We start from the raw sequence: 14737 nt of genomic DNA, 5'->3' as shown, positions 1-14737 counted from the left end.
CTCAGTACTCGACGCTGCCGTTCAGGATGAGCGGTACTTTCCGCGGCCCCGGCAAGGCCACGAACGGGCAGCCGGCGAGCCCTTCCCGAAGCGTCGCCGACTCGTCGCCGGGGGCGATCCACAACAGCGCGCCGCTGCGCAGCCACTTCGTCAGGGCGAAGTCGTAGTCGGCCCGGCTGGGGCTGTCGGCGTCCCAGCCGCCGCGGACGCCGTCGCGGAAGACCGGGTAGCTGGCCTTGCCCCAGGTGTTGACGAGCCGCACGGGCGGTTTCGGGCCGAAGTAGCTGATCGCCCAGCCGGTGTGGGCGCCGACCGGCACCTCCGCGATCACCGCCCGGATGCCGGGGTTGGTGAGGACCCGGGGCACCACGAACGGCACACCCGGCCCCGGGTTGACGACGTAGGGCGTGTGCTCCACGGGCTCGGCCAGCCGCATCGCGCCGGTCATGGCCAGCCACGCGCGGGGCAGACGCTCGGGAAGGTGGCGGATGGCGGTGTCGTACTCCCAGAACCGGCCGTCCAGCCCGAAGGTGTCGATGCGCCAGCGCACCGGTTCGCCGCTGTCCGGGCACCGGGCGACGGTCACTTCGGGCAGCAGTTCCTCGTACCGGCGGAAGATTTCCTCGACCCGCCGCCACAACGGGAGCGCCTTCTTGATCCGGCCGGCTTCGTCGTGGCGATCGGCTTGGGCGCGCAGGCGATTCGCCTCCGCCATCAACCGCGCCCGCTCGACAGCGGGGTCCGGTTCGCTCACAACTGCACGTCGGGTTTCACGATCAGCACCCGTTTCCCGCCGGGCACGAACCGGACGACGCCCTCCATCCGTGCCTGTTCGATCATGTCGTCCCGGCTTCTCAGCTCGACCGGATCGTGCGTGTCCCATTCCACGACGGTCCCGTGCATCACGCCGGCCCGCCGCAACCGCAGGTCCTCGACCAGTTCGTCGACCTCGTGCTGGCCCAGCTCCGGGCCTTCCGGCCGGTGCAGGCTGAACAGGTCGTGGTCGCCCGCGAGCGGCCGCCTGCGCTTTTTCTCATCGTAGCCGTAGACGACGCGCTCCTGGACCTCGTACCGGCCGGGACCGCGCGGCTTCCTCGCGAAGGCGCGCATCTTCTCGCCGTGGTCGGCGGTCTCCTTTTCCCGCTGCTCGCGGCGCTCGTCCGCCTTGGCGTGCTCGGCCTCGCCCAGTCCCGCCTTGATCTTCGGCTTGGTGTGGAAGAAGCCGACCAGCCCCAGGTAGGCCTCCTTCACCCTGAGCAGGACATCGGCGGCGTTGATCGTCTTCGGCTTGATCGCCTGCGGTTTGTAGAGCGCCCGCGCCTTTCCTTTGAGCAGCAGGTGCCGCACCGAGTCCGGGTTGGTCGGCCGGACGTCGACCACGACGTTCTTTTCGTCGGCGAAAGCCTGGAACTTCACCTGGTTCCGGATCAGGATGCCGTACTGCTCCTGGACTTTCTTCCGGCCGAGCGGGATCGACGAAGTCACACCGCGCTGCCTGGGGTTGATCGCCGCCTCGAAGTGGACGAGCTGCCGGGTGCCCTGCACGCGTTCGACGACGAGGTCCAGCTTCCGGAGCTTGTGCCGGGCGCGAATCGCGGGCAGGCGGGACCGGATCTTGTCCACCGGCAGCCGTGCGCGCGTGAGCGCACCGGCGTCGCGCAACGCGGCGGCGAGGATCCGGTCGAAGTTCTTGTCCGGCTGCTTCTTCCCGGGCCTCTTCTTCGGCTTGAGCTTGGCCCACAGCTTCTTGACCAGATCGGCCATCTTCTTGATGACCGCGTCGAGGGCGCGGTTCACCGGCCGGGCCAGCTTCTGGAAGATCTGCCGGACCTTGCCCGCGATGCCGCCGATGCCCAGCAACGCGGCCAGCGCGCCGATCAGCACCGGGATCGCGCGGGCCAGCGCACGCTCCACCAGGGCCGGCACGCCGCCGGTGCCGCCGCGGGCGATGGCCAGCACCGCGTCCAGGACGGCGTTGACGAAGTCGATGATCTGGCGCGCGTTGGTCACGACGAACCGAATGATGTCGATGATCATCTTGCAGGCGCGGATGAAGGCCGACGCCGGGTTGAACAGCGACACGATCCACGTGACCCCGGCGATGATGATCGTGGGCAGGAGGTAGGACACCAGGTCGCCGATCAGCGTCTTCTTGAGGTCGCCGACGCGGGTCTTCAGGTCGTCCCACAGGCCGGCCACGCCCCGGCGCTTGACCTCGGCGACGAGCGGCACGGCGGTTTCCGCGGCGACGAGGGCCTGGTCCGGGACCCGGCGGGCGAGGCGGGACCGGATGTTCGCCCACGACAGGCCCAGCAGCGCGGCGATCATCATCAGGATGCCGAGGACGTCGAAGCTGGTGGGCAGCTGCAGCCCCGCGGTCGCGGCGGTGCCCAGCAGCCAGGCCAGCACGCCCGCCTCGAGGTGCCGCCCGGCGTTGCGCATGAACAGCTTGAGGCCGCCGCCGACACCCGTGACCAAGTTGCCCAGGAAGCCGATCGGGTCCTTCAGGATCGCGCCGATCGCCGACGCGGCTTTGCGGAGGACGTCCAGCAGCATGCGGCCCAGGTCGATGATGGCCTTGACGGCCCCGCCGATCGCGTCGGCGGCCTTCGCGAGCAGGCCCCGGTTCTTCTCCTTCTCGGCGGCGATCTCGTCGTCCACCGACTTGACCGCTTCGGTGTACTTCGTGGCGAGGGTGTCGACCAGTTCCGTGCCTTTGTCGTTGACTGTGTCCTTCAGTTCGTCGAACTTGCCGTCGAAGTCCGACGCCGCTTCGCGCCCCAATGCCTTCAGATCCGCCGGAAGCTTGTCGACGGCCGTCTTCAGTTCTTTGCGGCCATCGGCGATGCGGTCTTTCGCGCGTTTCAGCTCGGTTTCGACCGTGCCGGCGATTTCGGTGATGATCCGGTCCATCGCCGCCAGGTAGTTGTCGCGCGCTCGTACGTAGACGCGGTTGGCCTCGTCCGGCAGCGGCAGGAAGAGGTCCCTGGCCCAGAGGAACGGGCCGTCCCACCCGCCGTAGCGTTCCGCCTTGTAGCGGCGCATGCCCAGTTCGTGCTCGACGGTGAACCGCTCCCGGGCGCGCTTTTCCTGCGTGGTGAACTGGTCGTCGACCTTCGTGTCGAGGTCGGCCAGAATCTTTTCGACGTCACCCTTGGTCCGGTCGAAGACCTCCTGCAGGAGCGCGGTGACCTGTTTGCGTTTGTCCTCGTCGGTTATCTTCGTGCCCTGCTTGCCGGTGCCCACCCGCCGGCCGGTGCTCACGCGGGCGGCGTGGATACCGGCCATCGCGACGGAGCCCTGGGCGGCGGCGGTGTTCTTGACCTGCTCGAGTTCGCGCGATTCGCCGGCGCGCAGTTTCCGCGGGGCGGCCTCGGAGTGGGCGTCCAGGGATTTCTTGTCCTTGACGGCTTTGTCGAACTGCGGTTCACGGGAATGCTCGAACGTCAGCTGCTGTTCGGTGACCTGCGCGTCCGCCATCTGGCGGTCGACCCGGTCCGGACCGGCCGACATGTCCGTGGCTTCCGGCGGCAGGGGGTCCGGGGCAGCTCGGGCCGGGTTCGGCGCGCCCGGCTTGCCCGGCACCTTGTCCGCGGCCATGGGCACGACCGGCTTGGCATCCGGCGCCGGCTTCGGCGGTGCCGCGGTCGTGTCGGCGATCTCCCGCGCCGAGGCGTCCTTGCCCTCGCCGACCTTGCCCTGGACTTCGGTCTTGACCTCGTCGGCCTTGCCGGATCCGCTGAAGTTGTCGGCCTCGTCGAGGTTCTTCGGCGCCTTGTCGGCGACGGCTTTCTTGACCGCCTCGACGAAGGCTTGCTTGTCGAACTCCTTCGGCTGGGCGGCTTCCATGTCCGCCGCGTGGGCCGCCTTGCCCCGGGCTTCCCGGTCGTCGGCGGGCGCTTCGGCGGCATCCTGGGCGGCGCCCGCTTCGGCGGCAGCTGGCGGATGGCTCGAGCCGACGGCCTTCTTCTTGGTGTCGACGTCTTTCTTGAGGGCCTTGAACTTGGGATCCGTCCCCGGCGAGCGCGGCCCCGCGGAGACCTGGCCCGCGACGGCTTGGTTGCCGACGAGATCCTGGCGCACCGGCACCGGCAACGCGGTGGGTACGGCACCGCGAGGCAGCCCGCTCATCGCCGCGGTCACGGCGGCGTTGCCGGCCACCGGGCGGGCGACCTCCGTGACGCCGCGCGCTTTCGGGGACGCCGGCACCACAGCCGGCGACACCAGCGGTCGCGGGCTGAGGGCCTTGAGAGGTGGTGGCATCCGGCGCCTTCGTCGATCGGCTCGGAGCAGGATGCCAGCAGGCCTGTCGCGACGCTGTGATCCGGACGTCACCGGTGCGTCACCGCGCAGTCCGGACGCCGCCTCTTTACACAACCCGCCCCACCTCCATACCCTCGGACTGGAAGCGCTCCCAGATGCCAGGAGGCGGCGTGCGCACTTCGACGACGAAGGCGATTTCCCGGGTGGTCGTCGCACTGCTCGTGCTCGGCCTGAGCCTGGTGATCCCCGCGGGTACCGCTGCCGCAGCCGGCAAGTTCGACTACGGCGAGGCACTGCAGAAAGCCGTCTGGTTCTACGACGCCCAGCGCTCCGGCGTGTTGCCCGCCGGCAACCGGGTCTCCTGGCGCGGCCCGTCCGCCCTCGACGACGGCAAGGACGCCGGCCTGGACCTGACCGGCGGGTTCTACGACGCCGGTGACCACGTCAAGTTCGGGCTGCCGTTCGAGTTCAGCATGACGATGCTCGCCTGGGGCGGCCTGGAAAACCGCGTCGCCTACCGGGATTCCGGCCAGTGGCCGTACCTGCTGGCGAACCTGCGCTGGGGCGCCGACTGGCTGATCAAGGCGCACCCGCAGCCCGACGTGCTGTACGGCCAGGTCGGCAAGGGCGACGATGACCACAAGTGGTGGGGCCCCGCCGAGACGATGACCATGGCCCGGCCCGCCTACCGCGTCGACGACTCCTGCCCCGGCTCGGACCTCGCCGGCGAGGCCGCCGCGCAGCTGGCCTCCGGCTCACTGGTGTTCCAGGCCGACGATCCCGCCTACGCGGCCACCCTGCTCACGCACGCCAAGCAGCTGTACTCGTTCGCCGACAACCACCGGGGCGTCTACTCGAACTGCATCACCGACGCCCAGAACTTCTACAAGTCCTGGAGCGGTTACCAGGACGAGCTGGTGTGGGGCGCGATCTGGCTCTACAAGGCCACGGGTGACAGCGCCTACCTCGCCAAGGCGCGCAGCGAGTACGAGAAGCTGTCCACCGAACCGCAGACCACCACCCGGTCCTACCGCTGGACGCTGGCCTGGGACGACAAGTCCTACGGCGCCTACGTCCTGCTCGCCCAGCTCACCGGCGACCCCGAGTACGTCGCCGACGCCAACCGCTGGCTGGACTGGTGGACCACCGGCGTCAACGGCCAGCGCGTGCCCTACTCCCCCGGCGGCCAGGCCGTGCTCGACCAGTGGGGCTCGCTGCGCTACGCGGCGAACACCGCGTTCGTGGCGCTGACGTACTCGGATTGGTTGCGCTCCAGCGATCCCACGCGCGCGGCGACGTACCACGCCTTCGGCGTCCGGCAGATCGACTACGCGCTGGGCGACAACCCCCGCGGCGCGAGCTTCGAGGTCGGGTTCGGCGTCAACCCGCCCCGCAACCCGCACCACCGCACCGCGCACGGCTCCTGGTCCGACAGCATCAACGAACCGGCGCAGAGCCGGCACACCTTGTACGGCGCGCTCGTCGGCGGCCCTTCCTCGCCCAACGACGCGTACACCGACGACCGGACCAACTACACGACCAACGAGGTGGCACTCGACTACAACGCCGGCTTCACCGGCGCGCTGGCCCGCCTCTACGGCGAGTACGGCGGCGCGCCGCTGGCGTCCTTCCCGCCGACGGAAACCCCGGACGGCCCGGAGATCCTGGCCCAGGGCGCGCTCAACCAGCCCGACGGCGGCACGTTCACCGAGGTCAAAGCGTATGTGATCAACAAGTCGGCGTGGCCGGCCCGCACGTTCACCGGCTCGCTGCGGTACTACTTCACGCTCGACGGCGCCACCACGCCCGGCCAGATCTCGGTTTCTTCCGCGTACAACCAGTGTGACGCGCCGGCCGTGCGCCAGTTCTCCGGCTCGGTCTACTACGTCGACGTGTCGTGCTCCGGCGGTGTCGCGCCCGGCGGGCAGTCCCGCTACCGCAAGGAAGTGCAGTTCCGGATCACCAGCACCGGCACCTGGGACCCGGGCAACGACTGGTCGCACACCGGCCTCGCCCCCAGCGGTTCCGCGCCCGCGAACGCCTCGCGGCTGGTGCTCGCCCAGGGTTCCACCGTGCTGTGGGGCAGCCCACCCGGACCATCCACAGAGGACACCACCCCGCCGTCGGCACCTACCGGAATCACGGCCGTCGCGGGCAGCACCAGCGTCAGTCTCATGTGGACCGCGGCTACCGACGACGTCGGCGTCGCCGGGTACGACGTGCTGAACGCGGCCGGCGCGACGATCGGCAGCACCACGAGCACCGGCTACCAGGTCACCGGCCTCACCCCCGGCACCGCGTACACGTTCTCGGTGCGCGCCCGGGACGCCGCCGGCAACCAGTCTCCGCCTGGCGGCCCGGTGTCGGTCACGACCACGACGACGGGCGGCAACACCGGCACCGGCTCGCTCGCCGTCCAGCAGCGTTCCGGCAGCGGCGCCGCCGACAACCAGATCCGCACCAGCCTCCAGATCGTCAACCGGGGCACCACCTCCGTGGCCCTGAACGGCGTCACCGCGCGCTACTGGTTCACCGGCGACGCGACCAACCCGGGCTATCAGATCTGGTGCGACTACGCGGTGGCCGGCTGCGCCAACGTCACGCTGCGCGTGGTGAAGCTCAGCACGCCGCGGGCGGGAGCCGACGCCTACGTCGAGGCCGGTTTCGCCGGCGGCACCCTCGCCGCCGGCGCGAGCACCGGCGAGCTCCAGATCCGGGTCGCCAAGGCCGACTGGGCGGCGTTCAACCAGGCCGACGACTACAGCTACCGCGCGGCGGCGTCGTTCACCGACCTCGCCACCGTCACCGCCTACCAGGCCGGCGCCCTCGCCTGGGGCACCGAGCCCTGATCGGCTACTTCGGTTCGCCCGGCAGGTCGGCGGCGACGGCGAGCAGGTCGGCGGCGCTGTCGGCCAGCAGGGCCGGGAAGTCGGCCCGTTCGCCGAGCACCCACCGCCGGGTGGCCGAGGCCAGGATCGCCATGCCGAGCGCGGTGGCCAGCCGTGCGGTCTGTTCGTCGTAGCCGCGGCGGCACAGCGCCGCGGTGGTCACCTCGGCCAGCATCGCTTCCTTGATCAGGCTGCGTTCGCGCAGCGGCGGGTTGGCCGCGATGACGGCACGCAGCTCGATCAGCAGTTCAGGCGGACGCAGCACGTCGGGCACGGCGGTGAACGCGGCCATCAGCGTCGCGAGCGCGCCGGTGCCCGCGGGCACCTCGTCGATGCCCGCTTCCAGGCAGGCCTGCAGCTCGTCACCGGCGAACAGCACCTCCCGCTTGTCGGTGAACCAGCGGTAGAACGACCGCTCGGTCAACCCGGCGTGCTTGGCGATCTGCGCGACCGTGGTGCGGTCGTAGCCCTGATCGCGGAACAGCTCCAACGCGGCCCGCTCGAGCCGCTCACGCGTGTTGCCTTCCCACCGAGCCATGGCCCCAGCATAGCGACAGCAGATGCTGTCATCGCTGTGCTACCGTCGAGTGACGACAGCATCTGCTGTCACTCAGTCTCGGTCAGGAGATCGTCATGCGCACCCTGCGTTTCCACCACACCGGCGAACCCCTCGACGTCCTGCGGCTCGAGGAAGCCGAGCCGCCCCACCCGGCCCCGGGACAGATCCGGGTCGCGGTCGAGGTCTGCACGATCAACCCCGCCGACCTGGCGCTGTGCCGGGGCCTCTACCCCGGCGACCTGCCCCGCGGGATCGGGCTCGAGGTCGCCGGCACGGTCGACGCCATCGGCGAGGACGTCACCGGCGTCCGGCTCGGGGACGCGGTGTTCGGCCCGGCCCCGTTCACCGGCCCGACCGCGGGAGCGTCCGACCACGCGGTGCTCGACACCTGGTTCCCCCGGCCACCCGCACTGACTCCGGCGGCAGCCGCCGCGCTGCCCATGGCCGTGGACACCGCACAACTCGGCCTGGACCTCCTGGCCGTCACCCCAGCCACAACCCTCCTCATCAGCGGCGGCGGCACGACCACCGGCTTCGCCGCCGTACAACTCGCCCGCCTGAGCGGCGCCCGCGTGTTCACGACGGCAGGCCCCACCCACACCGAAGCCCTGCGCGCGATCGGGGCCGAGGTCACCCCGTACGGCACGGGCATGGCCGAGCGGGTACGCGAACTGGCGAGCGGGCCGGTGGACGTCGTCCTCGACGTATCGCCGCCCGACGACGCGACGATTCCCGAACTCCTCCGCACGGTCACCGACCCCAAGCACGTCCTGACCATCAGCAACCTGGCCGCAGCCCGCGAGCTGGGCGCCCGCGACGCGTTCACCGAGGGACCGTTGGGCCACCGCTACGACGTCATCGAGAAGTGTGCCCAGCTCGCCGCGGAGGGCCGGTTCGGCATCCCGGTCGCCAGGGTCATTTCCCTCACCGACTGGCGGGAAGCCATCGAGCTGAGCCAGTCCCAGCGTCCCGGCGGCAAGGTCGTCCTCCAGGTGGGAGGCTCTGAGCCGGTCTGATCGAGGTCGCGGAGTCGGTGACCCGCCCGGATGTGTTCTCCGGCGCGGTGAGCCGGCTGGGACCGGGAGGTCACCGGGCGACCGGTCCCGGTCAAGCTCGCACCGAGACGAGACGGCGACGCGGTCTCCACGGTGGCCTCCAGCCGGAAGTCACACCGAGACTCGGCTGGCAGCCGAGCAAGCCCGATCTGCGCGAAATCACCAGCGACGCCTGGAAGTTCCGACGTGTACCCGGTACCCGCGCTGATCGCGCTGTTCGCGGCCGGCGCGGTGCACGCCGAGTCGACCAGCCGGGGCCGGCGCCGCCGGCCGGCGGTTATCGTCCTATCGGGACTGATCGTGGTCCTGATTCGGCTGGCCCGAATTCGCCGGCCAGGTCAAATCCGCGGAAAACCGGATACCACCCGGCACCCCGTCCGAGAAACGCAGCTTTTCCCTGGCCTTGCGCCATTCGGGGTAATTCCGGAACGTCCGCCGCACACCGGCCGGATTCCGATGGTTTCCTCGTACCTGGCTTGGCGACGGGGGGCGGACAACCGGATGAGCGATCCGATATCGGACAAAGCGGAGAATGCGACGGCCCGCGTCGATCAATTGGTCGCGCAAGCGAAGCAAAAAGCGCTGCGCTACCGCGCGATGCAGCAAGCCGTCGAGCGGGTTTCGGTGTCGGCAGCCAGCAAAGACGGCACCGCCACGGTCACCGTCGACTCCGCGGGGAACGTCACCGACCTGCGGATCACCGACCGCGTCCGGGAGATGTCCGGCGACCAGGTCGCGAAAGCGGTGCTGTCCGCGCTGCGCACCGCGCAGGCGAAGCTGCCGGACACGCTCGACGAGGTCATGGCGGACACCATCGGCGACGATCCGCAGACCCGCGACACCATCGTCGGCAGTTACCGGGCGAAGTTCCCGGAGCCCGAACCCGAGCCGGACGAAACCCCGGCGCCGCCGACCAGCCGGATCGGCCGGCTCGCCGATGAACCCGAGGCAGCGCCGCCACCGCCGCCGCGCCCGCCCCGCCGGCCGGCCCCACCCGACGATGACGACGAGGGCTTCGGCGGCCCGGTCATGATCCGCGAATAGCCGGACGGAGGCGATCATGCCGGACGGTGCGGCGAACGGCGGCGGCTACCAGGTCCGCCCGGACGAACTGCTCACCCACGCGAAAGCGGTCGAGCAGGTCGGGCAGACGCTCGGCCAGGCGCTCGCCGCGGCCGAGCAGGTCACGATGGGCGTGCAGGCGTACGGCCTGATCTGCGGCCCGCTCTTCGTGCCGATGGTGCTCGGGGTCAGCGCGCCCGGCATGATCACCCTCGGCGCCGCGCAGGATGCCATGGGCACGCTGGCGCAGTCGGTCCGGCAGGCGGCGAAGACCTACCAGGACGCCGAACAGGCGCACTCGCAGCGGATCACCGGCCTCGGCAAGGACCTGTCGTGAGCAATCCGCTGGTCGCTGCCAAACCGGACTCGACGACCTGGCACACCGGCGTCAACGTCCTCGACGACGCGATCGGCGCCTACGACGGCATCAAGTCGGGTTCGTGGATCGAGGGCGGCATCGCGGCGCTCGGCACCGCGATGGACCTGCTGACCATCGCGATGAACCCGGTCGGCACGCTCATCTCCTACGGCCTCAACTGGCTGATCGAGCACGTCCAGCCGTTGCAGGACGCGCTTAACCAGCTGGCCGGCGACGCCGACCAGATCACCGCCTACGCGCAGACCTGGGGCAACATCGCGAAGGCCGTCGAAAAAGCGGCCAAAGACCTCGGCGACAGCGTGCAGAAGGACACCGCGCACTGGACCGGCCGGGCCGCCGACGCCTACCGCGCGAACGTCAAGGACAAGATCGACCACCTCAACGCGGCCGCGACCTGCGCGAACGGGATCAGCACCGTGGTGGAGGTCGTCGGGGTGATCACCGCCGCGGTGCGCGCCATGGTCCGCGACATGATCACCCAGGCGGTCGGCGACTTCATCCAGGACGCGCTGGAGGAGGTCTGCTCGCTCGGGCTCGGCACGCCGGTCGTGGTGGCGCAGGTGGTCGAGCAGGTGTCGGCGTGGATCGAGAAGATCGGCGCGCTGGTCAAGAAGCTGATCAACTCGGTCGAGAAGCTGCGGCCGCTGATGTCGAAGCTCGAAGAGATCTTCGCCGCGGTCAAGAAGGTGATGTCCGAGCTGCACGGACGTCCCGGCGAAGGCGGCACGCACGTCTCGTCGGCCGAGCCCGGCCACTCCGCGCCGCACGAACCCGGCGCCCCGCACGAGGGCACGTCGCCGTCGTCCGCGCCGGAACCGGACGGCAGCGTCCCCGACGGCACCCCGCCCGGCAGCCACGGCACCGACCCGGCCGCGCCCGGCAGCCACGACCCGGAGGCGGCCGGCGGGCAGAAGTCCGAGGGCACCGGCGGCTGCGACGGCAAGGGCGGCGACCCGGTCGACGCGGTGTCCGGCCAGATGATCACCGCGGGCACCGACGTCGAGCTGCCCGGGCTGCTGCCGCTGGTGCTGAACCGCGCGTACGCCTCCGGCTACGCCGACGGCCGTTCCTTCGGCCCCGGCTGGGCGTCCACAGTGGACCAGCGGCTGGTGCTGACCGACGACTTCGTCCGGTACTACGGCGTGGACGCGGAAGTGCTCAGCTACATCCACCCGGCCCGCGACGGCTCGCCGGTGCTGCCGAGCTTCGGCGCCCGCTGGCCGTTGAGCTGGGACGCCGCCGCGGAAACCTACCTGATCGTCGACGAGGAGTCGGGCTGGACCCGCCGGTTCGCCGCGCACCCCACGGCGCCCGGCGAATGGCAGATCAGCTCGCTGTCGGACCGCAGCGGGCACCGCGTCGACTACCTGCGCGACGAAACCGGCCGCCCGCTCGCGGTCACGCATTCCGGCGGCTACCGGGTCGGCGTCGACACCGTCGACGGCGCGGACGGCCTCCGCATCGCCGGGTACCGCCTGCTCGGCGGCGGCGAGCACGGCGAAGACGTGCCGATCGTGTCGTTCCGCTACGACCGGCGCGGCCGGCTCTCCGGCATCGTGAACTCGACCGGCGCGCCGTACCAGTACGACTACGACGACGCGGACCGGATCGTCGCCTGGACCGACCGCACCGGCTACCGGTACGAGTACGCCTACGGCCCGGACGGCCGAGTCGTCCGCGGCACCGGCGTCGACGGCTACCTCGACGCGACCTTCGACTACGACCTGGCCGGCCGGGTCACCGTCGTCACCGACAGCCTCGGCGGGCGCACCGAATACCACTACGACGAGCACAACCACATCACCGCGGTGGTCGACCCCAACGGTGGCGTCGAACGTCCCGAGTTCGACCGGTTCCACCGGCTGCTGTCGTTCACGGACAAGAACGGCGCGGTCACCCGCTACGAACGCGACGAGAACGGCGACCCGACGCGGATCGACTACCCCGACGGCACCGCGCTCACCATCGAGTACGACCCGCGCTGGCGGCTGCCGGTCACCGTGACCCAGCCGAACGGCGCGGTCTGGCGGCACACCTACGACGACGCCGGCCGCATCGTGTCCACAGTGGACCCGCTGGGCGCGGTCGCGACCAGCGAACTGGACGAGCGCGGCCACCTGGCCGCCACCGTCGAACCGGACGGCGCCCGCTGGACGTACACCAGCGACGGCGCCGGCCGTCCGCTGTCGATCACCTCGCCGGACGGCGAAACCACCACGTTCCGGCTCGACGGCTTCGGCCGGGCGATCGAAGCGACCGATCCGCGCGGCCGCACCACCCGGTACGGCTGGACCCGCGAAGGCGCGCTGGCCTGGCACGCCGCCGCCAACGGCGACCGCGAGGAACGGTTCTACGACCTCGAAGGCAGCCTGGTCCGGGCCCGCTCGGCCTCCGGCGCGACCACCGTGTTCGAACGCGGGCCGTTCGGCCTGCTCACCGCGCGCACCGGCCAGGACGGCGTCCGGCACACCTTCACCCACGACACCGAACTGCGGCTCACCGGCGTCCGCAACCCGGCCGGGCAAACCTGGTCCTACCGCTACGACCCGGCCGGAAACCTGGTCGGCGAACAGGATTTCACCGGCCGGGCGCTCGAATACCGGGTCGACGCGATGGGCGCGATGATCTCGCGCGCCGAAGCGGGCGGCGCGGTGACCGAACTGACCCGCGACGTCCGCGGCCGGGTGTCCCGGCAGACCTCCGGCGGAACGACCGTCGCCTACGACTACGACGAAGGCGGCCGGCTGCGCCGGGTCGCCGACGACGCGGTCGAAGTGACCTACGAACGCGACCTGCTCGGCCGCCCGGTCGCCGAATCCGTCGACGGCCGGGTGCTGCGCAGCGAGTACGACCTGACCGGCCGCCGCGTCCGGCGGATCACCCCGTCCGGCGTCGAAGCGCGGTGGCAGTACGACCAGTTGCGCCGGGAAACCGCGCTGACCGGGACCGCGGGAACGATCGCCTTCGAATACCGGGAAGGCTTGGAGGTGCTCCGCCGCCTCGGCGAAAACGCGATCCTGGCCCAACGCCACGACGAACTGGGCCGCCTCGCCGGTCAGACGCTCTCTTCCACCGGCGAACCGGATCGCGTGCTCCAGGAACGCGGTTTCCGGTACCGCGCCGACGGTCAGGTGCTCGCGATCGACGACCGGGTGCACGGCGCGCGCGTCTTCGCACTCACCCCCGGCGGCCGGGTCACCGGCGTGCAAGCCGCCGGCTGGACCGAACAGTACGCCTACGACGCCTTGGGAAACCTGGTCTCCGCCCAGCCCGGTCCGTCCACTGAGGACGAATTGGACGTGGCCGGTCCCCGCGCGGTGGAAGGAATGCTGCTGCGCAGCGCGGGCCGTACCGCCTACTCCTACGACGCTGCCGGCCGGGTCGTCCGGGAAGTCCGCCGCAGCCTGTCCGGGCGGCGCCGGACCCGCGACTACACGTGGAACGACCGCGACCAGCTGATCGGCGTCACCACCCCGGACGGCACCCGCTGGCGCTACCGCTACGACCCGCTCGGCCGCCGGATCGCCAAGCAGCGCCTCGCCCCCGACGGCGGCATCGCCGAGGAAACCACGTTCTCCTGGGACGGCGCCGTCCTGGCCGAAGCCGCCCGCACCGTCGACGGCCGGACCACAGTCACGTCCTGGGACTACCGCGGCGGCTCGGCCGAGCCGATCGCGCAGACCACCCGCTCCTGGCTGGCGGACGCTCCCGCCGCGGTCATCGACACCCGCTTCCACGCCATCGTCGCCGACCTTATCGGCGCACCGACCGAACTGGTCGACGCCTCCGGCCGGGTCGCCTGGTACCGGACCAGCGGCCTCTGGGGCAACACGATCGCCATGTCCACTTCGGACGGAACGGGCTGTCCGCTCCGCTTCCCGGGCCAGTACCACGACGACGAAACCGGGCTGCACTACAACGTCCACCGCTACTACGACCCGCACACCGCGCGGTACCTGTCGCCGGACCCGATCGGGCTGACCCCGTCCGCGAACCACTACACGTACGTCCCGAACCCCCTGGCGGTGGCCGACCCGCTGGGCCTGGCCGGCTACCGGGACCCGGCGAGCCAGCAGTGGGCTCGGGACCCCGCGCTGCCGCCCGCCGACCACATCCACAACCGCGGCACCGAATACCCCGGCGGCTACTGGCAATCGACCCACGACGCGATGGCGGCGAAGTGGACCACGGAGGGCCGGGCACTGGGCGACGTCCCGCGCGACGCGAGCGGTGCCCGCATTCCCCACGACGAGCTGCACTGGGTCGACGCGCAGGGCCGCCCGATCCCGTACTACGACGCGAACGGCAACCGGAACCTGACCTACGAACACGTTCCGCCGGTCGTCGAGCACTGGCGCGACGAGGGCCACAACATGACCGATGAGGAACGCAAGGCCTGGTACAACAACACCGACGACATGGAAGCGATGGGCAGATCGCAGAACTCGTCCGAAGGCGCGCAGCTCACCGACCGCTACGCGGAGACGGAGCCGGGACCGCGGCATCCGTGTACCTTGCACTGACAAGCGCA

8 protein-coding genes are annotated in these 14737 nt (G+C 70.8%); 5 read left to right on the top strand and 3 right to left on the bottom strand.

Annotated features, from left to right (window positions below; all coding sequences use genetic code 11):
• Position 1: 1 nt before the first annotated feature.
• On the bottom strand, positions 2-754 hold the full coding sequence (locus tag ACIRSS_RS40490; protein ID WP_400904741.1) for a hypothetical protein: 753 nt from the start codon (positions 752-754) through the stop codon (positions 2-4).
• Positions 751-4479, bottom strand: coding sequence for a hypothetical protein (locus ACIRSS_RS40485; protein WP_400904739.1), 3729 nt, complete (start codon positions 4477-4479; stop codon positions 751-753). Before ACIRSS_RS40485 ends, ACIRSS_RS40490 begins: the two co-directional genes overlap by 4 nt.
• Between ACIRSS_RS40485 and ACIRSS_RS40480 the strand changes: the two genes are divergently transcribed.
• The gene (locus ACIRSS_RS40480; RefSeq protein WP_400904738.1) at positions 4434-7112 is read left to right on the top strand and encodes a glycoside hydrolase family 9 protein; all 2679 of its coding nucleotides are present in this window, start codon (positions 4434-4436) and stop codon (positions 7110-7112) included. The genes ACIRSS_RS40485 and ACIRSS_RS40480 overlap by 46 nt on opposite strands.
• Positions 7113-7116: 4 nt before the next feature.
• Here ACIRSS_RS40480 and ACIRSS_RS40475 read toward each other — a convergent pair whose 3' ends face one another.
• Positions 7117-7689: a TetR/AcrR family transcriptional regulator gene (locus ACIRSS_RS40475; RefSeq protein ID WP_400904736.1), complete on the bottom strand. Its 573-nt coding sequence runs from the start codon at positions 7687-7689 to the stop codon at positions 7117-7119.
• Positions 7690-7784: 95 nt separating this feature from the next.
• Between ACIRSS_RS40475 and ACIRSS_RS40470 the strand changes: the two genes are divergently transcribed.
• From ACIRSS_RS40470 to ACIRSS_RS40455, 4 genes are all read left to right on the top strand, one after another.
• On the top strand, positions 7785-8726 hold the full coding sequence (locus ACIRSS_RS40470) for an NADP-dependent oxidoreductase (RefSeq protein ID WP_400904733.1): 942 nt from the start codon (positions 7785-7787) through the stop codon (positions 8724-8726).
• 225 nt (positions 8727-8951) lie between these two features.
• Positions 8952-9809: a YbaB/EbfC family nucleoid-associated protein gene (locus tag ACIRSS_RS40465; protein ID WP_400904730.1), complete on the top strand. Its 858-nt coding sequence runs from the start codon at positions 8952-8954 to the stop codon at positions 9807-9809.
• A gap of 16 nt (positions 9810-9825) precedes the next feature.
• Positions 9826-10164, top strand: coding sequence for a type VII secretion target (locus tag ACIRSS_RS40460; protein WP_400904727.1), 339 nt, complete (start codon positions 9826-9828; stop codon positions 10162-10164).
• The gene (locus tag ACIRSS_RS40455; RefSeq protein WP_400904724.1) at positions 10161-14729 is read left to right on the top strand and encodes an RHS repeat-associated core domain-containing protein; all 4569 of its coding nucleotides are present in this window, start codon (positions 10161-10163) and stop codon (positions 14727-14729) included. The genes ACIRSS_RS40460 and ACIRSS_RS40455 overlap by 4 nt, the downstream gene beginning before the upstream one ends.
• The last annotated feature ends 8 nt before the right edge of the window (positions 14730-14737 follow it).

Source organism: Amycolatopsis sp. NPDC101161, assembly GCF_044768185.1.
Lineage (GTDB): Bacteria > Actinomycetota > Actinomycetes > Mycobacteriales > Pseudonocardiaceae > Amycolatopsis.
This window is presented reverse-complemented; position numbering and strand designations above follow the sequence as displayed.